The sequence below is a fragment of the Streptomyces sp. NPDC022552 genome, assembly GCF_055561875.1.
On the sequence record NZ_JBVHGJ010000001.1, the window covers coordinates 677,494 to 701,480 of the forward strand.

20 protein-coding genes and 3 pseudogenes are annotated in these 23,987 nt (G+C 68.3%); 12 read left to right on the top strand and 11 right to left on the bottom strand.

All coding sequences use genetic code 11. From position 1 onward, the window contains the following. Positions 1-39: 39 nt before the first annotated feature. The 5 genes from ACZ3OF_RS03170 to ACZ3OF_RS03190 all read right to left on the bottom strand — a co-directional run bounded on the left by ACZ3OF_RS03170 (position 40) and on the right by ACZ3OF_RS03190 (position 4,218). Entirely contained in the window at positions 40-669 is a 630-nt protein-coding gene (locus ACZ3OF_RS03170; protein WP_467302367.1) for a CBS domain-containing protein, read from the bottom strand. Between the two features lie 25 nt (positions 670-694). Then, complete coding sequence (locus ACZ3OF_RS03175; RefSeq protein ID WP_361666503.1) at positions 695-1,153, bottom strand: Crp/Fnr family transcriptional regulator; 459 nt, start codon at positions 1,151-1,153, stop codon at positions 695-697. A gap of 397 nt (positions 1,154-1,550) precedes the next feature. Continuing rightward, positions 1,551-2,087 carry a flavodoxin domain-containing protein gene (locus tag ACZ3OF_RS03180; RefSeq protein ID WP_467302369.1) on the bottom strand — a complete coding sequence of 179 codons (537 nt, stop codon included), beginning with the start codon at positions 2,085-2,087 and terminating at the stop codon, positions 1,551-1,553. Positions 2,088-2,095: 8 nt separating this feature from the next. Further along, a complete protein-coding gene (locus ACZ3OF_RS03185; protein WP_361666499.1) occupies positions 2,096-2,758 on the bottom strand; it encodes a hypothetical protein in 663 nt (220 codons plus the stop codon). 941 nt (positions 2,759-3,699) lie between these two features. Beyond that, a complete protein-coding gene (locus tag ACZ3OF_RS03190; protein ID WP_467302372.1) occupies positions 3,700-4,218 on the bottom strand; it encodes a hypothetical protein in 519 nt (172 codons plus the stop codon). Positions 4,219-4,317: 99 nt separating this feature from the next. Here ACZ3OF_RS03190 and ACZ3OF_RS03195 point away from each other — a divergent pair, with 99 nt between their 5' ends. Next, the gene (locus tag ACZ3OF_RS03195) at positions 4,318-5,715 is read left to right on the top strand and encodes an aspartate ammonia-lyase (RefSeq protein WP_467302374.1); all 1,398 of its coding nucleotides are present in this window, start codon (positions 4,318-4,320) and stop codon (positions 5,713-5,715) included. Between the two features lie 87 nt (positions 5,716-5,802). Here ACZ3OF_RS03195 and ACZ3OF_RS03200 read toward each other — a convergent pair whose 3' ends face one another. Further along, positions 5,803-7,233 carry a pre-peptidase C-terminal domain-containing protein gene (locus ACZ3OF_RS03200; protein ID WP_234439592.1) on the bottom strand — a complete coding sequence of 477 codons (1,431 nt, stop codon included), beginning with the start codon at positions 7,231-7,233 and terminating at the stop codon, positions 5,803-5,805. A 343-nt stretch (positions 7,234-7,576) separates the two neighbouring features. Here ACZ3OF_RS03200 and ACZ3OF_RS03205 point away from each other — a divergent pair, with 343 nt between their 5' ends. From ACZ3OF_RS03205 to ACZ3OF_RS03250, 10 genes are all read left to right on the top strand, one after another. Then, the gene (locus tag ACZ3OF_RS03205; RefSeq protein WP_467302376.1) at positions 7,577-8,521 is read left to right on the top strand and encodes an ABC transporter substrate-binding protein; all 945 of its coding nucleotides are present in this window, start codon (positions 7,577-7,579) and stop codon (positions 8,519-8,521) included. Between the two features lie 2 nt (positions 8,522-8,523). Beyond that, entirely contained in the window at positions 8,524-9,486 is a 963-nt protein-coding gene (locus ACZ3OF_RS03210; RefSeq protein WP_467302378.1) for an amino acid ABC transporter permease, read from the top strand. An 8-nt stretch (positions 9,487-9,494) separates the two neighbouring features. Then, positions 9,495-10,247, top strand: coding sequence for an amino acid ABC transporter ATP-binding protein (locus tag ACZ3OF_RS03215; protein WP_467302833.1), 753 nt, complete (start codon positions 9,495-9,497; stop codon positions 10,245-10,247). Further along, a complete protein-coding gene (locus ACZ3OF_RS03220; protein ID WP_467302380.1) occupies positions 10,244-11,458 on the top strand; it encodes a M20 family metallopeptidase in 1,215 nt (404 codons plus the stop codon). The genes ACZ3OF_RS03215 and ACZ3OF_RS03220 overlap by 4 nt, the downstream gene beginning before the upstream one ends. Positions 11,459-11,611: 153 nt before the next feature. Next, positions 11,612-12,901, top strand: coding sequence for a cyanophycinase (locus ACZ3OF_RS03225; RefSeq protein WP_467302381.1), 1,290 nt, complete (start codon positions 11,612-11,614; stop codon positions 12,899-12,901). Between the two features lie 132 nt (positions 12,902-13,033). After that, positions 13,034-13,342, top strand: a complete 309-nt coding sequence (locus tag ACZ3OF_RS03230; protein ID WP_467302383.1) for a MurR/RpiR family transcriptional regulator — start codon at positions 13,034-13,036, stop codon at positions 13,340-13,342. Then, entirely contained in the window at positions 13,339-13,896 is a 558-nt protein-coding gene (locus ACZ3OF_RS03235; RefSeq protein WP_467302385.1) for a MurR/RpiR family transcriptional regulator, read from the top strand. The genes ACZ3OF_RS03230 and ACZ3OF_RS03235 overlap by 4 nt, the downstream gene beginning before the upstream one ends. Positions 13,897-13,953: 57 nt before the next feature. Next, entirely contained in the window at positions 13,954-14,904 is a 951-nt protein-coding gene (locus ACZ3OF_RS03240) for an ABC transporter substrate-binding protein (RefSeq protein ID WP_371637164.1), read from the top strand. 166 nt (positions 14,905-15,070) lie between these two features. Then, positions 15,071-15,559 carry a MarR family winged helix-turn-helix transcriptional regulator gene (locus ACZ3OF_RS03245; protein ID WP_467302389.1) on the top strand — a complete coding sequence of 163 codons (489 nt, stop codon included), beginning with the start codon at positions 15,071-15,073 and terminating at the stop codon, positions 15,557-15,559. A gap of 182 nt (positions 15,560-15,741) precedes the next feature. Continuing rightward, complete coding sequence (locus tag ACZ3OF_RS03250) at positions 15,742-17,823, top strand: MMPL family transporter (RefSeq protein ID WP_467302390.1); 2,082 nt, start codon at positions 15,742-15,744, stop codon at positions 17,821-17,823. A gap of 289 nt (positions 17,824-18,112) precedes the next feature. Here ACZ3OF_RS03250 and ACZ3OF_RS03255 read toward each other — a convergent pair. Both ACZ3OF_RS03255 and ACZ3OF_RS03260 read right to left on the bottom strand, forming a co-directional pair. After that, positions 18,113-18,753: pseudogene (locus ACZ3OF_RS03255) on the bottom strand (phytoene/squalene synthase family protein). A 102-nt stretch (positions 18,754-18,855) separates the two neighbouring features. After that, a pseudogene (locus tag ACZ3OF_RS03260) lies at positions 18,856-19,503 on the bottom strand (phytoene desaturase family protein); the annotation flags it as partial. Here ACZ3OF_RS03260 and ACZ3OF_RS03265 point away from each other — a divergent pair. Further along, a pseudogene (locus ACZ3OF_RS03265) lies at positions 19,503-19,793 on the top strand (DUF1295 domain-containing protein); the annotation flags it as partial. The pseudogenes ACZ3OF_RS03260 and ACZ3OF_RS03265 sit on opposite strands and share 1 nt — an antisense overlap. A 41-nt stretch (positions 19,794-19,834) precedes the next feature. Here ACZ3OF_RS03265 and ACZ3OF_RS03270 read toward each other — a convergent pair. From ACZ3OF_RS03270 to ACZ3OF_RS03280, 3 genes are all read right to left on the bottom strand, one after another. After that, positions 19,835-20,713 (bottom strand): MurR/RpiR family transcriptional regulator, encoded by an 879-nt coding sequence (locus ACZ3OF_RS03270; RefSeq protein WP_467302392.1) that lies wholly within the window; start codon positions 20,711-20,713, stop codon positions 19,835-19,837. Between the two features lie 734 nt (positions 20,714-21,447). Further along, positions 21,448-22,110, bottom strand: coding sequence for a TetR/AcrR family transcriptional regulator (locus ACZ3OF_RS03275; RefSeq protein WP_467302394.1), 663 nt, complete (start codon positions 22,108-22,110; stop codon positions 21,448-21,450). A 143-nt stretch (positions 22,111-22,253) separates the two neighbouring features. Further along, entirely contained in the window at positions 22,254-23,903 is a 1,650-nt protein-coding gene (locus tag ACZ3OF_RS03280; protein WP_467302396.1) for a right-handed parallel beta-helix repeat-containing protein, read from the bottom strand. Positions 23,904-23,987: the final 84 nt, after the last annotated feature.

A 23,987-nucleotide genomic window follows, 5' to 3' on the forward strand; every position in this document is an offset into this window, starting at 1 on the left:
CAGAATCGCCCCTATGAGGATTGTCCGCCATGGAACGGCTCAAGGGGCGGGATCGAGATCCATCCGGACGTCGACGACCCCCTCCACCGCGCGCACCGCGCGGACGAGGAGCGGAACCAGCGTCCGGTCGGCGAGCGCGCCGCGGATCGTGGCCACCCCCTCCGTCACCCCGACCTCCAGCCCTGCCGGAACGGGCGTCTCGCCGAGGACGGATCGGCGTATCTCCCGCTCGATGTCGGCGTCCGTACGGAGAAACACCTTCAGCAGGTCGCTCCGGCTGACGACGCCCTCCAGCATCCCGACGTCGTTCACGACAGGCAGCCGCTTCACCCTCCGCTTGGCCATGATCCGAGCCGCCTCGGCGAGCGTCGCGTCCGGGTGGACAGTCACGGCCGGGCTGGACATCAGTTCACCGGCCCGTACGGCTCCGGCCTTGGACGCCGCGTCGAACTCGTCGGGGCGGGGTACATCGCGCCGGAATTCCTCCTTCGCCAGGAGATCGGCCTCCGACACGACCCCGATCACCCGTCCCTCCCCCTCCAGAACGGGAACGGCGCTCACCTTCCACTGGTCCATGAGCGCGACGATCTCCTTGTACGGCGCGTCACGCCCGATGGCGATGGCGGTGTGGGTCATGACGTCGCTGACGGTGTAGCGCGAGGCGGGCATCACGTTCTCCCAGAGGGGTGGGGATCTACAGGCCGCTCCCGTGCGGGGCGTAGAGATCCAGCAGCCGCACACGGGCGGAGAAGAGACGGTGGGCGAGCATCTGTCCGACGAAGTGGTCCAGGGCGAGGCCGAAGCTCGGATCGGCGTCCATCATCATGCGCACGGTCGCCGCGTCGAACTCGTCCGCTCGTACCCGTGTCATGGCCTCGGCCCCGAAGTGCCAGCGGTACGGCTCGAACAGCCACGACCAGCCGAGCAGTTCACCCGCACTGACACTGTCGACCACGGCCGGCCGCTTGCCGGGCACGCGGACGTCCAGGGTGACCGTCCCGGTACGGACGATCCAGAACCGATCGGCGTACCCGCCTTCCTCGAACAGCCGGGTTCCTTCAGGGAAGTCCACCGGGCCGGCGCACTGCAACAGCCGGTCACGCTGGTCGGCGGAGAGAGCTGCCGTGAGCCGCGGGTTAGGGGGAGTACTCATCGGGGGCCTCCTGATCGGTGTCCACTCCGAGTCTTGCCTCGGTTTGTGATGGGAGAGGAGGGCCGGATGGCCCCCTTGGGGCCCTGTTCGGCCCGTGCGGGGCGTGTCAACCCGCCTCGGGCGTCCCGCCGTGTGCGGCACGCATCGGATTCTTGATCACAAGCTCGACGCCGACTGGGCGACCTTCCGGCACGCGTCGGAACAAGGCCGCCCGGGCCGGGTCGCACGGAGGCGTCGTGTCGCGCCCTGGCTGACGGAGCGCGGCGCCAACCACACCCGAGTCCCGGACGGAGCCGGCGAGTGCGTCGGCCAGGATGTGTACGGACCTGATCGTCGCTTCACCGGCCAGTGCCGCCCGTGGGTCTTGGCACTCAGGTGGCGTTCCTGTGGGGGCCAGTCAAGCGACCTGGAGGGCCGCGCCCCACGCCCTCGCGCGATCCCTTTCGCCCTCGCGTAGCGGTCCTTCGGTGTCCTCGATAATGAATCCTTCCGGTTCTGCGACGAGTTCATAGCCATGGCCGCGCAGCCGGCGCGCGATGCCGCCGGCGGCGGCGCCGGCCAGCCGCATGTCCGCCCGGGTGTCGAAGGCCGCGGCAGCATGGGTACCGGTGTGGGCCTTCGGGAGCGTGTCGTGGAACCAGCCGCGGACGCCAGGGCCTTCGGCACCCTCCTCGGGGGCGAAGGGTCGCTCCCCCTTCTCGGCTTCCTTCTCCTCGGCCTTCAGCCCCATCTTCCGGCTCATCCCTGTGGTCATGCCTCGCATATGGGTCGGCCCGCCGACGACCAGCAGATCGGTGGGACCGATGCGTTCCGGCAGCGCGTCGACGACTGCCACGCACTCGACCTCGGCGTCCGGGTGCGCCTCCTTCACGCCCTCTCCGATCGCGTCAGCGATCTCGCGTGTGTTGCCGAACAGGCTCTCGTACACGATCACCGCACGCATCACGCCTCGTCTCCTCTCGGACTCTGTTCTCCGGCCGCCTCCGCGGCCTTCCCGATCGTCCTGAGTGCCCCGCGTAGCACGACGCCGACGCCCGGGGACACGAACATCCAGTAGCGGCCGAACCGTGTGGTGGAATCGGGGTCGGTGCAGGCGGTGCGCGCCTCGTAGGTAAGGAGGGACCGCCGTGCACCGTAGGGGTGGATGACGAAGGCAGCCGCCATCTTCGCCCAGCCGGACTCGTCGAAGCTCACGTAGTTACCGGGTTCGACACGGCGCCACTCGATGGTGGGCCTCCACACCTTGCCGACTGCCCCGAAGACGATCTCGCGGCCCGCGCGCTCACCCAGGGCAACCCAGGGCTGGGCCTCCGGGTCCCCTTGACCACCACCTGCGTCGGTGTCGAACAGATCGGACACCCGCATCGACGGCGGTGTGACCACGGGCCGACGGCGCACCCGGTCCGGCACTCCACGCGCCCACATGACCGCGTCGAACAGCGGCGAGTGGATGGACAGCATGTCAAGATCACGGGCTGCGCCGTACACGACGTCCGGCGCGGCGGCGATCACGGCGCACTCCAGGCGGGAGAACCGGAACTCGGGCAGAGCCGCGTCGAGCAGGAGAGGCTCGGCTGTAGCGGTGACGCTCGGCTGGGTATTCATGGAGACCTCCCGGGACCGACACCACCAGTCTGGTCCACAGGACGGGCATCTCGCTGGGGTCGAACGGTCCCCAGTCGCATCGCCGACGTCTCCGCCCGCCCCACGGCGGCGGCCTCCCCCTGCCAGGCCCGGCCGTACGCCGTGCGGCGAGCGTCGCCGATTCGGACCAGGCCAGCCGTCGGCGACCACAGCGGGGGCGGGGTGATGCGCCCCAGATGCCGCGTGACAGTGATCACACGGAGGCTCCGAGTGGCCTTGCGTAGGCTGGCATCGTCGTCGCGGTGGGGGAGTGGTTGGGCCGACGCAGCCCTCCCGAGCCGACCTGACGATACGCCAGAAAAGTCGGCAAGTGGTCAGCGTGAGTCCTGAAAAACCTGGGGACTGCTGCCCGAACATGCGACTCGTTGTAGGGTAGGAAAACCGCCCTTGACCTGCAAAAACGCAGGCAGGGAGCCTATGTCCAGGAGTACCTCGATGATGCGTACCATGTTCAAGTCCAAGATCTGACTATGCGGCGTCGCTGCAGGTCAGGGGCATCAGGTGCCCCCCTCGGGTCAGCAAACGGTCAGCATGCGTCCCGGCCGTGTCCCCGCTTGCTGCCCTTCGCCCGGCAGCGCGGCGCTTGAGCACGGTTCTTGGGCTGGAGCGGATGGTGCGTCACACAGCTCTACACGGAGAAGAGGACCACGGCGCCGTCGGTGGCGGGCGGCCCGTCGGGAGCTGGGCCGGCTGACGGTCGAGGAGTACGTCAAGCAGTGGCGGCCCCGGCAGCGGAAGATGATCGATTGCTCCACCGGCTGGCATGTCGGCAGCTCGATCAATGTGCGTATCGTCCCGCGTCTGGGATCGCGGAAGCTGAACTCGGTCACACTGATGGTGATAGAGCGGTTCCTGGGCGGGATGGAGAGCGACGGGGTCGGCTGAGGAAACCTGTCGAGGACTCACCCGCCGGAGAGGTGTTCCTGACCCGCAGGACGGCAGAGGTACCTCAGGACGCCACTGCCATCGATCGGCATCACGCTGTACTTGCCTGTCTCCATGTACCACAGGGCGACCGTCTCGATGAGGTTGCTGTGGTGCGCCTGGGCGGGGTTCCGGGTTTCGGCGACGTCCTGGTCGACGTGGTGGAGCTCCCAGCGGTGGGCGTCGAGGTCATCGAGGCCCGCCATGGCGATCGGGGCGCCGAACGGTCTCCCGGCCTCGGCGAAGTCGAAGTCGGGGCCGGGCCAGGGGCGGACCGCTCGCCATCCGTCGTGGTCGATCGCCCCGTGTCCGAACATCTCGTAGTGCTGGGTGCGGTGTCGGGTCGGCGCGGTGCCGTCGTCGAAGGTGCGCGCCATGTCGATGATGTGCGCGAGCTGGTCGCGGACCTCACCGCGAGCACGGATGGCTTCCGGCCAGTGGACGACGCAGGGGTCGCTGACGCGGGAGCCACTGGTCTTATGTAATAGATGTTTCATTCGCTTCTTGTGCGCTCTGCATGTAATGAGGGATACTTCGGTGGCGGTCGCTGTAGGGCGGCCATACATGATGTCGAGTTCGTACGGAGGTGCGCGCCGATGAACGTCCGACGCGAAGAGAGCGACCTGATCGGCAGTCGGGACGTACCGCCTGACGTCTACTTCGGCATTCATACGCTGCGGGCGCGGGAGAACTTTCCTCTCACCGGAGTTCCGTTGTCCGCTCACCCTGAGCTCGTGAGGGCGCTGGCGAGCGTCAAGGAGGCGGCTGCGCTGGCTCACCGCGAGCTGGAGACGCTGCCCGCGGCTCGTACCCGGGCCATCGTGGCGGCCTGCCGCGAGATCCGTGCGGGAGGGTTGCGCGACCACTTCGTCGTCGACGTCTTCCAGGGCGGTGCCGGAACGTCGTCGAACATGAACGCCAACGAGGTGATCGCGAACCGCGCTCTCGAGCTCCTCGGCCATCCGCGTGGCGCCTACGAGCATCTGCACCCCCACGATGACGTCAACCGCGGACAGAGCACGAACGATGTCTATCCGACGGCGGTCAAGCTCGCTCTGCGGGATGCCGCAGGTCATCTCCTGGACGGGATGAACGTCCTTGCCGATGCCCTGGCCGACCGGGGCGGATCTTTCGCGAAAGTCTACAAACTAGGCAGAACGCAGCTTCAGGACGCTGTGCCCATGACCTTGGGCCATGAATTCGACGTGTTCGCCCTCACCGTTCGCGACGATGCCGTACTCGTTCAGCGCGCGTCGGAGGCGCTGTGCGAAGTCAACCTCGGCGGCACCGCGATCGGCACCGGCCTCAATGCCGATCCCGGATTCGGGCGGGCCGTCATCGTGCACCTGGCCGCTGTGACGGGCGCTCCGGTCCACCAGGCCCGCGACCTGATCGAGAGCACACAGGGTATGGGCGCGTTTCTGCAGCTCTCCGGCGCTGTGCGCCAGTTCGCGCTACGACTCTCCAAGATCTGCAACGACTTGAGGCTGCTCAGTTCGGGGCCGACGGCGGGGCTGGGCGAGATACGGCTGCCCGCCCTCCAGGCCGGGTCCAGCATCATGCCCGGCAAGGTCAACCCGGTAGTGCCGGAGGCGGTCAACCAGGTCTGCTTCGATGTCTTCGGCGCCGACGCCGCGGTGTCCATGGCGGCTCAGGCGGGCCAGCTCCAGCTGAACGCGTTCGAGCCGCTGATCGCCCACCTGCTCCTCAACTCACTCAACCGGCTCGACTCCGCCTGTCGCCTGCTCGCCGAACGCTGCGTCCTCGGGATCGAGGCGAACGAAGGGCACTTGCGTGACCTCGTGGAACGGTCGCCGGGTCTGGCTACGGCTCTGAATCCGGGGCTCGGATACCAGCGGACGACCGATCTGGCTCGCCGGTCCCTCCTCGCCGGCCGTTCCGTGAGGGAGCTGGCCGGTGAGTCGGGGCTGCTGACGGACGAGCAGATCGATGAGCTCCTTGACCACGAGCGCTTGGCGCGCCCGGAGCTCTGATCTGCTGTGTCCGGCTGTGGCGCCATGGCCGGGCTCCGCAGCCGGACAGCACGACATGCTGTACGTCCTGGTCGGGATGGGTGCTTGTCAGCTCTTGGTCAGGGTGCAGGTGTAGGTAGAGGAACCGGAGCCGCTGTAGGCCTCGACGTCCACGTAGTACGTGCCCGAACCGGATGCGGTCCTCGTGAAGGTGAGGGCTTCGTCCGTGCCGGCACCGTTGTTGACGGAGCGCTCGAGGGTGCTGCCGGAGGAGTCGAGCCAGTAGAGATCGGCATCGTAGGCACCCGGGACGGCGCACTGCACGGACGCGTTCTGCCCTGACGCGAGGGTGACCTTGAAGTAGTCACGGTCGCTGGTCGACTTCATGGTGCCGCTCAGAGCGGTGGGGGAGGAGAGGCCGGTGGCATCGTTCGCGGTGTCGCGGGTGTCGTTCGGTTCGGTCTCCGTCAGACTGCCGCCGGACGGGGAGCCGCAGTTGGTCACGGGGGTGCCGTTGTAGAGGTTGGGGTCGGGGACGCCGTTGGTGACGCTGCGCAGGTAGTAGCCGCACGTGGGGCGGTTCTTGAAGTCGAACGTCGCACCCGGAGTGAGGCGCCAGATCTTGAAGTTCGAGTACGTCAGCGGCTTACGGTCCGCGGCCTGCTCGGGCTGATGGTCGGCAAGGACGACGTAGGCGTCCTTGCCGTACTCGGTCGCCATGCCGTTGCGGTCGATGAACAGCGAGCCGCCGCCCTCCTCTACGCCGACGGCCCAGGCGGCGCCACCCGTGGTGAGTCCGTCCTTCACCGCCCGGGCGACGAACGCCATGCTGCGGCCCATGCGGTCGCGCGTCACGAAGTGGGAGTCGTTGATGACCCCGCCGTAGTTGGCCCACTGGAACATGCCGGTGGTGAAGCTGATGTATCGGTCGTAGGGATTGGCCAGTGCCTCGCTGGTGGTGACGCTGCCGTTGCAGGCGTCGTACACGAGGGGGCTGTTGATGTGATGGCCCGCGCTGCCTCCGCCCGATCCGCCACCCTTGGCCACCACGGACTCCACGGAGGCTTCGAGCGCGGTTCCCTTCCAGGCGGCGTACCGGCACTGGTCGCCGCCGGCGAAGTACACGAACTCAGCGTTCCGCACGTCGGTGTTCACCTGGCTGTTGTTGCCGTCGGCGGCTGCGGTGAGCGTCCAGGTCGTACAGGAGTTGACGCCTGCCAGGCTCATGACGGTGTCGCATTCAGGTGTCCGGCTGCCCGAGGTCGGCGCCGATCCGGCGAGGACGACGACGTCGATGCTTCCGGTTCCGCCGCGGATCTCCTCGATGGCCCTGTTCATGGAGGCGGGCACGACGGCACCGGCGCCGTTCATCGTGAAGGCGGGGCCGTTCCACGAGGTGCGGCTGACGTCCGCGGCCGAACCGAGCCGGACGCGATCGGCGGCTGCGTGAGCGGGTTGCTGCGTGGTGAGGGACATCGCCAAGGTCAGCAGGGTGACGGCCAGGGCCGGGGCGGATCTGCGGGTGGCGGGTGACGCCATGATGCGCTCCATGGGGGCAGAGGGATGGTGTCGGTGCGGGGGTCGCCGACTGCCGAAGTGACGTATCGGCAGAGTGCCTTCCTGGCATCCGGGTTGGTAGCGGAACTTACAGATAGTTCTTACCTGGCGGAAGATGTACGGCCAGATCTCCCTCTTCGTCGGTTTGCAGCGGCCGGGAGTGCGGCTCGAGCTGCTGAAATGGCCTCGTCGCGCGTGGAGTCGATCGCGTTACATCAAAGTAACGCGCGATACATCTAGCCAAGATGGCCTTTGATCTGTAACTTCCGTGCTGTGACCGGCGGCTTGAATCCGTCGGCTGGAATCCCCGAGAGGTTCGACCCCGATGAACGCTCGTGTTACCCGCTGCCTTGCGGCAGCCGCTGTCACGGCCACAGCCCTGGCGACGCTCGCCGCGTGCGGAGACGCCGATCCCTCCTCCGCCGCAGACGGAACGGTCACCGTCAACGGCGTCCAGATCAAGAGGGACCCCGCTCTCCACGCGATGCTGCCGGACAACATCAAGAAGGCGGGGAAGGTCCGCGTCGCCACCGACGTGCCGTACCCGCCCTTCGAGATGTTCGTGAAGGAGGGCGAGACCGCCCTGACCGGGCTCGACTACGACCTGGGCCAGGCTCTCGGTGGAAAGCTCGGCGTGGCGTTCGCCTTCACGCCGCAGAAGTTCGACGGCATCGTCCCCGCGATCCAGGCCGGCAAGTTCGACGTCGCCATGTCGGCCATCACCGACAACAAGGAGCGCCAGCAGGTCGTCGACTTCGTCGACTACTCCCAGTCGGGATCCGGCATCCTCGTCGGCAACGACAATCCCGCCAAGATCGCCACCCTGGACGATCTGTGCGGCAAGAAGGTGGCCGTCCAGACCGCGACCAACCAGCTCGACCTCCTCAAGACCCACCAGGCCAAGTGCGCCGGGGCAGGCAAGGGCGCCATGGAGATCCAGACCTTCCCCAAGGACTCCGACGCCCAGCTCGCCCTGCGCTCCGGCAAAGTCGTGGCCCAGGTCCTGACGAAGCCGGCCGCCGGCTGGGTCGCCAAGACGGCCGACGAGGGCAAGGCCTTCGACCTGGTCGAGGACCCGGCCGCGCCCGGCGGCTACAACGCCTCACCCAACGGCATCGCCGTCAGCAAGCAGCAGCCCGAACTGACCGAAGCGATCCAGAAGGCCCTCCAGGCCCTCATCGACGACGGCACCGTCACCAAGATCTACACCAAGTACGGTGTCGCCTCGATAGCGGTCGAGGAAGCCACCAAGAACGCGGCGGTCGACTAGAGATGATCGACACCACGGCCTCCCCCAGGACCACCTCCACTCCCGAGCCGGCCGCACAGGACCTCGAAGTGGTCCCCCTCCGCAACTACGGACGCTGGATCGCCGCGACGGCCTCGATCCTGGCCCTCGTGGGACTCGTCGGCTCCCTGGCGAAGAACGACAACCTGCACTGGGATGTCGTCGCCAAGTACCTCTTCGCCGACCTGATCTTCGACGGCCTCGCCACGACCCTCTGGCTCACCGCCGCCGCCATGGCCCTCGGCCTCGGCCTCGGCACCCTCATCGCGGTGATGCGGCTGTCCACGAGTCCCGTGCTCTACGGACTGGCGAACGCCTTCGTCTGGGTGTTCCGCGGCACCCCGCTCCTCGTCCAGATCATCTTCTGGGGCTACGCCGCCGCCCTGTACAAGTACGTGAAGATCGGTGTCCCCTTCACCGACATCACCTTCTTCCAGGCCGAGACGAACTCCCTCCTCACCCCCGCCGTCGCGGCCCTGCTCGCGCTCGGCCTGAACGAGGCCGCCTACGCCTCCGAGATCGTGCGTGCGGGCATCCAGTCCGTCGACCACGGACAGGCCGAAGCCGCGCACTCCCTGGGAATGCGGCCCGCGCTCACCATGCGACGGATCGTCCTGCCCCAGGCCATGCGCGTCATCATCCCGCCGATGGGCAACGAGACCATCAACATGCTCAAGATGACCGCCCTCGTCTCGGTCATCTCCGCCCACGACCTCATGTCGAACATCCAGGACGTGTACGCGCAGAACTACCAGGTCATTCCCATGCTGGTCGTCGCCAGCCTCTGGTACCTCGCGCTCGTGACCTTGCTCAGCATTCCCCAGGCATGGCTGGAACGCCGGTACGGACGCGGCACCGCTCAGGCCGGCCACGTCTCCCCGCTGCAGCGGATGCTGGGAGGAGCCACGGGGCTGATCGGCAGGAAGAACAAGGAGACGGGCCGATGAACGCCCCCATGGTGCGCGCCGAGGGCGTGCGCAAGCACTTCGGAAAGCTCGAGGTCCTCCAGGGGATCGACCTCACGGTCGAGCGCGGCCAGGTGTGCTGCCTCCTGGGACCCTCAGGCTCCGGGAAGTCGACCTTCCTGCGGTGCATCAACCACCTGGAGAAGGTCGACGGCGGCAAGCTCACCGTCGACGGCGAGCTCGTCGGCTACCGGCAGCACGGCAACAAGCTGCACGAGCTGCGCGAACGGGAGGTCGCGGAGCGCCGCCGCGACATCGGCATGGTCTTCCAGCGCTTCAATCTTTTCCCCCACATGACCGCGCTCGACAACGTCATCGAGGCACCGGTCAAGGTCGGCGGGGTGCCGAGGGCGGAAGCCCGGGAACAGGCACGCCACCTGCTGGACCAGGTCGGCCTCGGCGACCGCGCCGGGCACTACCCGGCCCAACTGTCCGGTGGCCAGCAGCAGCGCGTGGCCATCGCACGCGCCCTGGCGATGAAGCCCAAACTCATGCTGTTCGACGAGCCCACCTCCGCCCTCGACCCCGAACTCGTCGGCGACGTCCTGGACGTCATGCGCCGCCTCGCCGCCGACGGCATGACCATGGTCGTCGTCACCCACGAGATCGGCTTCGCCCGCGAGGTCGGCGACACCGCCGTCTTCATGGACCAAGGCGTCGTCGTCGAAGCGGGCGATCCGCGACAGGTACTCGTCGACCCGGAGCAGGAGCGCACCCGCGCCTTCCTGTCCAAGGTCCTGTGAACGCGCCCACACGTCCGCCGCTCAGCGCGGAACTGCTGACCCTGGCGCGCGCTCGCCACACCCAGTACCTGACGGATCTTCGCGACCTCGTCTCGATCGACTCCGGCTCCTACAGCCCGAACGGCGTCAACAAGGTCGCCGACTGGGTGCAGCAGCGCCTCCTCCGTACCGGGTTCGACGTCGAGCGGGTCCGTTTCCCGGCCGACCACCGCTACCAGGCCGGCGACGCCGTCATCGGGCGCAAGCGCGGCCGGCTGGGCCCCGCCGCGGACGGCCGCAGGATCCTCCTCGCCGCTCACATGGACACCGTCTTCGACGACGGCACCGCGGACGACCGTCCGTTCCACATGAACGGAGCCATCGCCTACGGTCCCGGAGTCAGCGATGACAAGGGGGGACTTCTGGCAGGCCTTGCCGCCCTGGAAATCCTCCAGGAGGCCTCCGTCGAGGACTTCGGCGAGCTCGTGTTCCTCGCCACCCCCGACGAGGAGATCGGCTCCCAGGTCAGCAGGCCGCTCATCGAGCGGACCGCGCGGGGCATGCATTACGGCCTCGGCCTCGAGTGCGCCCGGGAGAACGGCGACCTCGTCGTCGCCCGCAAGGGTGTCGCCGACTTCCGGCTGACGGTCACCGGCCGCGCCGCGCACGCCGGCATCGAGCCGGAACGTGGTGCCAACGCGGCCCTCGCCGCCGCCCATCTCACCGTGGAACTGCAAGGACTCAACGGACACTGGGACGACGTCACCATCAACGTCGGAGTCGTCCGCGCGGGCACCCGCCCCAACATCGTGTGCGCCGAAGCCGAACTGCACATCGAAGTCCGCGCCGCCACCACGGCCGACATGAAGCGTGTCACCCGAGCCATCCATCAGGCCGCTGCCTGCCCCGCCGTACCCGGCACCGCCGTCACCGTCGAGCAGATCGACCTGTGCCCCCCGATGGAGGACACCCCCGCCTCACGACGGGTCTTCGAAGCGGCACGCAAGGCCGCCTCCACCTACGGTGTGCAGCTGGGAGCGGCCGCCACCGGAGGAGTCGGCGACGCCAACCTCATCGCCGGTACGGGCGTGCCCACCCTCGACGGCCTCGGCCCTGTGGGAGGGGCCGACCACACCCCCGGTGAATGGCTCGACACCTCCAGCGTCCCGCACCGCGTCGCGATGCTGGCCTCTCTGATCGCCTCGCTCGGCAGCGCCGGCAACGACTCCTGACCCGTACGACACGCCGGGCCGAGCACTGTCCTCCGCCTCGCCGACGGCCCCGGCAGACTTCCCCGTCGCCCTGCCGGGGCACCGATCAGGGCCTCCCGGCCGACCGCCGCGAGGCCCTGATCCCACCCCACTCACACCGCCCACGGAGGCATCATGCGCGCACGTACCCGACCCGCCCGTCGCGTCATTCTCGCCGGCAGCACCGCACTCGCTCTCGGTCTCCTCACCGCCACTCCCGCGGCGCAGGCCACGTCCTTCGGCCTCCGTCACGCCGGCTCGCTCGTCCTGGTGGGCGGTGGGCTCAAGGACGACAACAGCCAGGTCTACGGCGAGATCATCAAGCGCGCCGGCGGCCCGAAGGCCCGCATCGGCGTCATCACGGCCGCCTCCGTGCCTGAGAGCCAGGACCCCGATGCCGCTGACCCGGACCGGTGCAGCAACTCCGCCTGCAACGGCGGCTACTACGCGAATCTCTTCAAGAAGCACGGAGCCGCCGACGCCCAGTGGGTCCCCATCGACCTCGACCACCTCGCGAACGCCGACTCCGACACCGTCGTCGCCCAGGTCAACGCCATGACCGGCTTCTTCTTCGGAGGCGGCGACCAGTACCGCTACGTCACCACCCTTCTGAACGGTGACAGGCACACCGATTCCAAGGTCCTCGCCGCCATCCGCGCCAAGCTCGCCGGAGGAGCCGTCGTCGCCGGATCCTCCGCAGGCGCACAGATCGCCTCCGGACCCGACATGGTCAGCGGCGGCGAGTCCTACGAGGCTCTCCGCGACGGCAGCAGCCCCGGCTACTTCGACGACGCGACCCGGCTCGGGTACATACCCCGGGGCGGCTTCGGCTTCCTGCGCTCCGGGCTCGTCGACACCCACACAGGCGCCTACGGCCGTGAGGGACGCGCCCTGCGACTGGCCAGTGACACCCGCCACGACCGGGTCTACGCCCTTGAGGAGAACACCGCCCTCGTCGTCGACAACCCCGGCAGCACCGACGAACGCCTGTCCGTCCTCGGCCCCAACGGCGTCGCCGTCCTGGACCTTCGCCGCGCGCACGCCCGCACCACCACGGCCGGCTGGTCTCTCAGCAACGCCCGCTACACCTACCTCACCCACGGAGACCGTTACACCGCCCGCACCGGGACCCCCCTGCCCGCGCCCGGCAAGAAGCCCGTGATCCCCGGCGACACCACCCCCGTTCCGGTCAACAGCGACGTCTTCTACTCGGCCGCCAACCCCGAAGGCAGGCCCTACGCGTTCCGGACCACCGCCCGCGAACTCGCCGCCCGCCTCCAGACCCGGGCCACGGCGACGACGTACGAGACCCAGCCCGGCTTCACCGTCACCTTCACCGAGCCGCGTGGCTTCACGGCCTGGTCCGACACCGCCGACAGCCCGCAGACCCTGATCGGCCTGCGCATCGACATCGCGCCCGAGTAGCCGCGCTCCGTGGGAACGGCCGTGCCGATCCCACGGAGCACTCCCCGCCGCGCGGCCCGGCGCGCCGGCGCACACGACCCCCGGGCTTTGAACGCCCAGACGTCACCCCGCATGAAACGGACGACATTCCGCATGGCCCAACGCCCGCTCGCCGACGACATCCGGCTGAAACTCGGCACTCTCAGCCCGGCGGAACGCCGAGTGGCCCGAGTGCTCCTTGCCGCCTACCCCTCCGCCGGCTTCGAGACCGTCTCCGCGATCGCCGAAAGAGCGGGCGTCAGTGCGCCCACCGTCCTCCGATTCGTCGGCCGCCTCGGCTTCACCGGCTTCCCCGACTTCCAGGGCGCCCTCCGCCGCGAGCTCGACGCACGTAACGCCTCGCCCATCTCGCTCGCGAGACCGCGGGAGAGCCCTCTTCCACGGACTCCACCGACGGATTGATCAGCCGTACCAGCGAGCTCCTGAGCGCTGCTCTCGTCAAGACCCTCGCCGAGGTACCACCCCACGACCTGCAGAGCGCCGTCGCGCTCCTGTCCGACAGGAAGCGCCGTATCACCCTGCTCGGCGGCCGCTTCACCCACCTGCTGGCCCAGTACCTGGGCCTGCACCTCATGCAGCTCCGCCGAGACGTCCGTTTCCTGCCCGACCGCGACGTCGAGCGAACGGCCGCCCTCGCCGCCCTGAGCCGAAGAGATGTCGTCGTCGTCTTCGACTACCGGCGCTACGAGGAGACCAACCTGGCTGTCGCCCGGCTGACGCAGGAGAGCGGCGGCAAGGTCATCGTCTTCACCGATACGTGGCTGTCGCCGGCCACCACCCACGCCGAGGTCGTCCTCTCCAGCCAGGTCGACAGCCCCTCTCCCTACGACAGCCTCGTTCCCACGCTTGCTGTCATCGAGGCGATCGTCGCCGGACTCGTCGGCACCCTCGGCACCGACGCTCACGAGCACATGAAGCACAGCGAAGACGTCGCCCGCCGGATCAACCTGGTCTGACGCAGGCGGCGCGTGAACCCGTACCTGCCCACTGCCCCGCTCACCAGGAGAATCCACATGTCAGCACGCCGATCACCCCTCGCCCTCGCCCTTGTCCTGGCCACTGTGACGCTCAGCGCGTGCACCGACGGCGGAGCCCCACGAGACGAATCTCCCGCCAAGGCCGGCCCCGTCACGGTGATCCCCGGACTCACCGTCACGCCCGACCCCACTCTCCACGCGGAACTGCCCGCGGACATCCGCTCCTCCGGAGTCGTCCGGGTCGCGACCGATGTCCCCTACCCTCCCTTCGAGATGTACGAGAGCGAGGACAGCAAGCAGATCACCGGAATCGACTTCGACCTCGGCCAGGCTCTCGGAGCCCGACTTGGCGTCAGGTTCGACTTCCAGGCGCAGAAGTTCGACGGCATCCTGCCCGCCGTCGAGGCCGACAAGTTCGACGCCGTGATGTCCGCCATGACCGACAAGAAGGCCAGGCAGCGGTCGGTCGATTTCGTGGACTACCTCAACGCCGGTCCCGGATGGCTGGTCAGGAAGGGGAACCCCGAGGGAATCACCGTCGTCACCGATGTCTGCGGGAAGGCAGTGGGGGTCCAGACGGGCACGAATCACCAGAAGCTGCTCGAACAGCGGCAGGACCTGTGCAAGTCCAAGAACCTTCCCCCGATCAAGATCCTCTCGTTCTCCAAGGACTCGGAAGCGCAGCTCGCTCTGCGCAGCGGCAAGGTCGTGGCCGACTACCTCGACGAGGTCACCGCCGGATACGTCGCCGCCAAGGCCGACGACGGGGCCGCATTCTCCACCGTCACCGGACGAGCCGCGGTCGGTGAGTACAGCGCGTCGCCCATGGGAATCGGAGTGTCCAAGAACAGCCCGGGACTCAAGGAGGCCATCCAGGCGGCCCTCCAGTCCCTGATGGACGACGGCTCCTACGAGAAGATCCTGAAGAAGTACAACGTTCCCGGGATCGCCATACCCAAGGCCACCATCAACGGCTCGCTGGACTGACTCCCACGTACCGCCGTCGCCCATGGGGTCATCCGCTCGAGGTGACTGCCCCGTCGCCGCTGGTTCGTGCGGACCGCGACGTCAGGAGGTCCGTCTCCCGACGACGTGCCGCACGCCCCTCGATCAGGAGAGCGTCGCCGGGGTGTGGCTTCTATACGCTGGTGGTGTGACCCATGGGCAGCAAGGCGGCACCGAGGCGAGCGACATCAGAGCGGTCGACCTGCAGAGCTTCGCCGTCGCGCTGCGCCGGACCGTCTCGGAGATCAGCCGTCTCGTCCACGGCTTCGCCGCCGCGCAGGGATTGCACCCCACCGATGTGCAGGCGCTCTCGCTCGTACTCGACCACCCGGATCCGCCTACGCCTGGTCTGTTGCGAGACCGTCTCGGCCTCACCTCGGGTGCGGTGACCGCCTGCCTCGACCGACTCGAGAAGGCCGGCCACATCTACCGCAGCAGGGACGACACCGACCGCCGGGTCGTCCGCATCCACTACGCGGACGGAGCCCGGGCGGCGGCGCGCTCGTACTTCATGCCGCTCGCGCAGGCGACCGAACGGGCACGCGGGCGGTTCACCGACGACGAACTCGCGGTGGTGTTGCGGTACCTCGGAGCTCTGAACGCCGAACTGGCCGACCTTCGGGTCCCGAGGCGCTGACTCCCGGGACGGCGTGAACCATCTTTTCGTGAATCGGGTGCATCCACCGAACGGCCCCGCACGGAACCCCTACCGATCCAGAAGCTTCCGTCACTCGTCGGCAGTTGCAGTTGCGGGTCATGGTTCAATTTATCTCAATCGTTGAGATTGTTTGTTATCAAGAGATCCTTCCGGGAGTTTTCATGTCCACACCCCTGCGGTGGGCCGGCCGACTGCTGCCGCTCCTCATGCTTGTCGTCTGGCTCGCCATCGGAGGAGGGCTGGGCCCCTACGCGGGCAAACTCGGAGAGGTCGCCACAAACGATCAAGCGGCCTTCCTTCCTCGCAGCGCCGAATCCACCCAGGTCCTGCTGGAGCAGGAAGCCTTCCGTCAGGAAGAGACCCTGGCCGCCCTGATCGTCTGGACAGCCCCGGGAGGCGGGCGACTGGACCCCGCGGTGCAGGCGGCGGCGACGCAAGCCCTCGCATCACTGAAGGGCGCGCCCGGGGTGATCGGCGCGCCTTCTCCGGCGCTGCCGTCCACAGACGGCGAAGCCCTGCGGGGGATCGTCCAACTCCGGCCCGACCTGGGCGACGAACTTCCGGCGACGATCGAGAAGATCGATGCCACGGCGTCCGCCGTTCCGAGCACGGAGGCATGGCTCGGCGGACCGGCCGCCACGCAGGCCGACCTCACCGACGCCTTCGCCGGCATCGACGGTCTTCTGCTGGCGGTCGCCCTGGTGACCGTCCTGGTGATCCTGCTCCTCGTCTATCGAAGTGTCCTGCTCCCGCTGATGATCATCATCGGAGCCGTGTTCGCTCTCGGACTGGCCTGCGCCATCGTCTACTTCCTGGCCGACCATGACATCGTGCGCGTGGACGGCCAGGTGCAGGGCATCCTGTCCATCCTCGTCATCGGGGCCGCCACCGACTACGCACTGCTGCTGGCCGCCCGCTACCGAGAGGAGCTCGGAGCTCGGGACGGGGACCGCATGCCCGCCATGCGGGCCGCGCTGCGGCAGTCCATCGGGCCGATCACGGCCAGCGCGGCCACCGTCGCACTCGGTCTTCTCGCGCTGCTCTTCAGCGACCTGACCAACAACCGCGCACTCGGGCCGGTCGGAGCGATCGGCATCGTGTGCGCCGTGTTGAGCGCCGTGACGTTCCTTCCCGCGGTCCTGGTTCTGCTCGGCCGTGCCGTCTACTGGCCCGCACGTCCCAAGGCGACACCCGCCGACGACGCGCACCCGATCTGGCGCAGGATCGCCGCCCTCGTCGACCGGGCACCCCGCAAGGTGTGGGGAGGATCCCTCGCCGCCCTCCTGGTCTGCGCCGCCTTCTCCTTCACCCTCGACTCCAAGGGTGTGCCGCTCGACGAGATCTTCGTCAAGGACGCCCCGTCCGTCGCGGCCCAGGCGCGACTTGGCGAACACTTCCCTGGTGGCGCCGGTAATCCTGCCGTCGTCATCGCTGACGCAGGCGCCGCGGAGAAGATCCGATCGACTGCGGAGGGGGTCGAAGGAGTCGACTCCGCCACTGTCTTCACAGCCCCCGGGGCTCCCGGAACGACCGAGCCGCTCGTCGCGGACGGGCGCGTGCGCATCGACGTCACCCTCGTGGATGCCGCGGACACCGACGCGGCGAAGGACACCATCGCCGAACTCCGATCGGCCCTCCATGCCGTACCGGACGCCGACGCCCTGGTCGGCGGCTACACCGCACAGCAGTACGACACTCAGGTCACCGCAGAACGGGACCGCAAGCTCATCGTTCCCGTGGTGCTCGCGATCATTCTGGTGATTCTCTTCGGCCTGCTGCGCTCGATCCTGCTTCCCCTGCTCCTGGTGGCGACGGTCGCGCTCAACTTCGCCGCCACCCTCGGGGTGTCCTCTCTCGTGTTCGAGCATGTCTTCGGATTCACCGGAACAGACTCGGCCGTGCCCTTGTACGGCTTCGTCTTCCTGGTGGCACTCGGCGTTGACTACAACATCTTCCTCATGTCCCGCGTCCGCGAGGAGACCGTCCAGCACGGTACGCGGGAGGGAATGCGGCGGGGCTTGATCGCCACCGGCGGTGTCATCACCTCGGCCGGTGTCGTCCTGGCCGCCACCTTCGCGGCCCTGGGCGTCATCCCGCTTGCCTTCCTGGTGCAGATCGCGTTCATCGTCGCCTTCGGCGTCCTTCTCGACACCCTGGTCGTCCGGTCGCTGCTTGTCCCCGCCTTGGTGCGTGACATCGGCCCCGCAGTGTGGTGGCCGGGCGCACTCCGGCACCGCCCTTGACGGCCGGCACGCGCGCCCGGCACTTACCTGCCTCCCCTCGCACCGCCCCCTTGGTTCTCGAGTCCGTGAACGAAGGGGGCGTTGCGGTCCGTGCCGCTCCATGCGCGCGTGCGTGGCCCGGCACGCGGGGTTCGACCCCCATACACTCCGTGCGACCCACCAGGACGGAGAATTCTCCGCACAGAACCTCCCGGCACGCGCGGGAACTCAACTCCAGGCGAGCGGTTGCGCCGCCATCGCAGAGGCACGCCTCGTCGTCCCCGTCGTCCCTGGTGGCTACTCACCGACTTCACCTCTCGCCCTCTCGCGACGGTCTCCCGACGAGTGGAGAGCGGCAGGGGAGCCTCCCTCGATCAGTGTGTCGTTCGCCGGCGGGATTCCCCTGCGTACCCAGCGCCGCACCGTCCGCGCGGTGAGAGCCCTCGCCAGACCCGACAGGGCCACCGATGCCCTGCGTCGTCTGCCGACGACGGCCCTCTTGGGGGCAGACGGTCCCCAGGACGGGGACCGTCTGCAGCCCGATGACGGCTGCCGAACCGTACATGTACGTGCTCAGCTCGTCGTACGTCGCGTACGAGCGCACCGAAAGATCGCTGCGCATCGAAGCCAGGAAGGCGCTGAAGCTGTCTGGCGGAATGTCATAGCGGGCGCGGGTGTACGCCGCGGCCGCCACTGCCGGTTCACTGACCGCTTCCCCGCGGAGCGCCCTGCCCACTGTGCTTCGAGGTCGTTCAGGGCCGTCGACCGCTGAGCTTGCGAGGAGCGTCCGTCCATGTCGTCGTCGGCGTACCGGGCGAAGCCGTACAACGCGTGCGCGGTGCTCCGCCGTTCCACGGAGAGGGGACGGGTGGCGAGAAAGTACGTCCTGCCGTGGCGCGCGTTGAGTCGTCGGCATCGGGTGTACGCGGCGCGCAGAAACAGATCGGTCACTCCTGCGGCGTCGAGCTCCCGGGGGGGGCAACGTGAGGGCCTTCCGGGGCGAGGGGCGGTGGACAACGGAGGCGTCCGCTTGCCCCGCAGGCGGCTGCCCGCGCGCCGGACCTGCTGCCCTGCGATCCGCTGGGCAGCCCGCTTCCCCGGGATCAGCACAGGCGGAACACCTACACCCGGAGTGGTCCCGCATCCGGCGAGGACGACGTTCTCGGTGCCACGTACGAGGTTGCGAGGTCGGAACGGGCCGGTCTGGGCGGACGTGTGGGACACCGAGAAAGGTGTGCGCGCGCTGTGCCCCTGAGCCGTCCAGTGCGCGGGGTCACCAGGCACTCCTCGTCGATGGACCGATCCAGCCCGTGCAGGCCCCTGCGCTCCAGCTCGGCGAACAGCGAGTCGCGGTACCTCGGCCCGAGCTCGCTCCAGTGAGCGGTACTGGGGCGATGTCCGTGTTCGGGCAAGGAGGAGGATGTGGTGGAGGTGCTTGCCGGGTGGCGCCGGCATGGCGTCCGTCGCGGTCGGGCGGGTGATGAGGAACGACGGATCGCTCATGAGCGTTCCCGTACGCGTGAGCTCACGGAAGGTCGTCGACCAGCCTTCGCCGAAGGAGAGTGTGTGGTGACTGGGCACCGGCCACGTGCGGTCGATGCCCACGTGCAGGACCACCGCACTGAGGGAGTGCTGCAGCCCGGCAGGGCGACGGGGTTCGCGCCCGAGGAGTCGGTAGGTCACGGGAAGATCAGGGGTGAGTCATGGACCGCGGGCTGTGGAGCCGGACCCGTCACCCCGACTACTTCGGCGACTTCCTCGTCTGGTGGGGCCTCTACCTGACGGCCGCCGCAACCTGGCAGACCGCGGTTCTTTCGCTCGTCTCCCCGCTCGTCATGAGTGCCCTGCTCATCTGGGGCAGTGGTAAGCGCCTCCTCGAAGCCCACATGGCGGACCGCCCCGGACACGCCGCCTACCGGGCCCGCACCAGCGGGTTCTTCCCCCGTCCGCCACGTAGGCGGACGGACGCGCCGGCCCCCAGCCGGTACTGACCGGAAGAACGCCCTACGAGCAATCGCGAGTGCGCCCCGGGTCAGATCAGCCCCGTGCGCTTTGCCACGCTTTCAGACATCTTCATCCTCTCATGTCCCTCGTCGCCGATCCGGTCCAGGACCGCGGCGACCAAGGACTCCACGAGAGCCAGGGCAGGCGTAAGGCTGTCGTACGGAGAGTCGGACGTCACCTGAGTGGTGAGGACGACGTCCGCGTGGGCCGCGGCCGGCGACAGCCACGGGTCGGTGAAGACGATGACTTTCCCACCACGTTCGCGGGCCAGTTCGGCCATGACGGTCTTGTCGGGTTCGTAGCGCCGGTAGTCGAACACCACGGTGACGTCGCGGCGCGCGAGCTGCGTGAGGAAGGAAGCCCGTTCCACATCCCTGTCGGGCAGGAAATGCACCTGGTCACGAAACTGCGTGAGATGCAGACCCAGGTACTGGGCCAGAAGGTGAGTGAACCTGCCGCCGGCAACGTGTACGCGGCGGCGGGGATCGCTCAACAGATTCACCGCGTCGTAGAACTCGTGCGGAGCGACCTCGTCGAACGTCTGCGACACGGCCTGCCGCACGAGCGACAGAGCTGCCCCGAGCCGGGCATCGGATGTTCCCTCGGGCCGTGCCGACGCGCTGTGCTCCGATGATCCGGAGTTCTCGTACAGGGTGATGGGTGAGGCCGTGCGCGCGTCGAGTTCGGAGCGCAGCGCCGCCTGCAGGTCGGGGAAGCCCTTGAAGCCCAGACGGGAAGCACAGCGCAGGACCGTGGGAGCGGATACCGATGCTCGCTCTGCGATCGTGGCGACCGTCTCGAAGACCGTCGCCGGATAGCCGGCCAGCAAGACCCGCGCGACCTTGCGTTCGGCCGGACTCAGATCTCCCAGTCGCCTGCGAATCTCGTCGGCCAGCGTATGGCTCATCGGCTTTCCTCCCTGGTGTGGTCTGATCGCGGCGATCTGCCGCTGCCACCAGCCGCGACCAGGCCATGCTCACTTCTCAGCCAAATGTACCGTGTGTTACGTGTGGGACGCCGGGGCCTGCTCGGTGTACGTGGGGACTGCTTGTGCTGGGCACGTGGGCCCTGCGTTCCGGGTCCGCCCGCGTCCGCACGAGGCGGTGCCTGCGCCGGGGCGGGTCGAGCGTCTGGCTGCTGGGCCCATGGGCTCGGAGCGGCTTCCCCTCTGTGTCTTCAGCCTCCGAAAGGTCGCCCCCATGCCTCGTGAAGCCCGCGATGTCTGCGTAGCCGCCGACGTGCTGCTCCAGGGGCTCGGCGACGGTCGTGGAGCCGGAGCTGCTGATGCACACAGCGTGGTGGAAGCCAGGGCGAGTTCGAGGGTCGCCTCGCAGGCGCGTAGTCCGGTGGCACCGATCTCGGTTCGCGGGATGTCGGTGCGGCCGGGGAGGCCGTGGCGGGTGCCGGTGTCGCGGATGAGGGGGGGCGATCCTCGTGGCGAAGGTGGTGGCGTAGGTCGAGGCCGGTCAGGAGTTTTTGGGCGAAGCCGAGTTCGTGGTCGGCGAGAGCGGGGTTGGTGAAGGCGAGGGTGAAGGCGCGCTGCGCTTGGGAGGTGATGCGTTCGTCGGCGACGCCGTGCTGTTCGGCCTCGGTGCGGGCGGTCTCGTAAGGGGTGACGGTGCGTTGCATGTTGCTGTGGGGTCACCGGATGTCGCCGTCGATGTGATGCTGCCGTTGCAGCAGTTTCACTGCGGCTACAGCAAGCCTCCGGGCGGTGATTCGTGGTTCGGCGGTAGGCAGGATGAGATGGCTGATAGTCATGCGGACGATGACGTCTGCTGTCATCTCAAGAGCCTCCGTGTGCTGGTCTGGGTACCGCGTGCCCAACCACTCCTGCACCAGGCCCCGGCCCGCGTCGAAGATCGGGTCCGCCCGGGCGGTGAAGTAGGGGAGCAGGCTGTCGGAGCCGTGGCGGGCGGCTGCGATGACAGCCCGTACAACGGGCTGGTTGTCGGCTTCTTCGAGCACGTACAAGATGGCAGCTTCGAGACAGGCCTGAGACTCGGGCAGGCCGGGGTAGAACGCGTCGGCTACCCCGGCGAGGAACTGCCGGGTCTCACGGACCACCAGTGCGCGTCCTAGATCGGCCCTGCTGCCGAACTCCTTGTAGACGGAGGGGCGGGAGACCTGAGCGCGTGCCGCGACGGCCGAAAGGCTTACCTGGTCCCACCCGGCTTCGCAGGTCAGGTCGTGAGCGGCATCGAGGACGCTTGCCCTCATCTGCTTGCGCCAGGCGACGCGCGGGGGATCGGGTGATTCTTCACCCGGGAGGTCGTTGTCTCTGCGTCGTAGTTCGTCTGCCATGACACACGTCTGTCCGCGGGTTGAGCCGCCGGATCGCGAGGAGGCCCGCGAGCACGCGGCTGGATGAGCATGCGGTGGTGCCGGCCCCTTGGTACGGGGGATGGGGCCGACACCACGCCAGGGAGTCCGGATGAACCGGACTGTCAGGAACGCTTGCGACGGGCGACCAGGGCGAGACCGCCGCCGAGGGCGAGAGCGGCCGCTGCCATGCCGAGGGGTACCAGGGGATCGGAGCCGCCGGTCTGTGCGAGCGGACCGCTTTCGCCGTCCGCGTCAAGGCTGGAACCGCCGTCGCCCGTACCGGCGCTCAGCCCTTCCGCGCTGGGCGAGGCGGTGGTGCCGCTTGTGCCGGGCGAGGCCCCGGTGCCGGGCTCGCCAGGCTGCTCTTCCCTGGGCTGGGCCTCACCCTGCCGACCGTTGGAGCCGGAATCGTCGAGGTCGGAATCGGAAGCCCCCTGCGTCACGCCACCGGTGCCGAATCCGTAGGCGCCACGGTCAGGCGCGCCGCCGGCCCGGCGGATGCCGGTGGTGACGGCGGTGAACGGAGTGCCCGAACCGATGGCTGGGGAGCTGTCGCGCAGCCGGAAGGCCGCGTCCGCCGTGGTGCCGGCGTCGGCGAACTTCGGGTCGGCGACGATGTCGTGCGGACCCTTGACCTCAGGAGCCTTGCCGCCGAAGTAGACGTTGTAGTCGTAGGTCACGTCCACGTTGCGGGACTTGCTGTTCGTCGCCTGGCCGGGTCGGCCGTACGCGATGTTGTTGAGCAGCCGGACGTCGGTGCTGTCGTGGGCGTAGATGTTGGCGTAGCTCTTCATGCGCGTGCTTCGGCCGTTCAGGTACGCCGTGTTGTGCACGATGTCGACGTGCTGGCTCTTGTAGGAGTGAATTCCCGAGCCGCCGTTGTCGTAGGAGAGGTTGCCGGCGACCAGGACGCGTCCTCCGTAGGCGGGGTGGCCCGCGTCGCCCTTGAGCGTGTCGATGATGATGCCGTTGCCGTCGGAGTAGCAGCGACACCTCTCCCACTTGATCTTGGTCTCGTTGTCGTGGACGCGATTACCGGTGATGCGGATCTTGTACGTCCTGGCGTCGGAGCTCCCCACATCGCGCGGAGTGAGGACGGAGATGCCGCTGGTGGCATAGACCGTGTACCAGGAGTTGGAGTACACGTGGTTCGCGGAGATGGTCACGTGGTCGGATTCGATCGCCGATATGCCGCCGCCCGCGCACGCGTGCACCTTGTTGCCGGTCACCTCGACGTGGTGCGACGCAGCACCCGTGGCTCTGTCTCGTTCGATCGAGATGCAGTTGGTGTTGTAGGTCGGGTCGCCCTTCTTCGATCCGCGTTCGGCCCCAGCCAGGTCCAGGGCGGCGTTGTTGCCCTTGATCTCCAGATTCTTGATGGAGATGTAGGACGCGCCGTAGACGCCGATGCCGTTCCATGCCTTCACCGGGTGGATCACCGGCTGGTGGCCGGGGTGCGCGGTGAAGGTGATCGGTGCGCCGGGGCGGCCCGAGCGCTTGATGGTCAGCACATTGGATCCTGCGGAGCGCTCCGAGTATGTGCCGTTCATGATTGAGACGGTGTCGCCGGGGCCGGCGCTGTCGGCGGCCTTCTGGAGGGTGCGGAAGGGCGCTCCGGCCGAGGTTCCCGGATTGCTGTCGCTGCCTTCGGGGCTCACGAAGTAGGTGCGGTTTGCAGCGTGGGCCGTACCGGCTCCCACGGTGACGATGCCGAGCGGGGCGGACGACGCGAGCAGTGCTGCGGTCGCGGCGAAGGTGCGCGTGCGTTTCATTGGTGCCTGGTCTCCGAAGTCATCCGGACTGAAGCGGGCCGTGTCTCCCTCGGTCGAGAACCGTGCACAGGAAGCAGTGTGCCG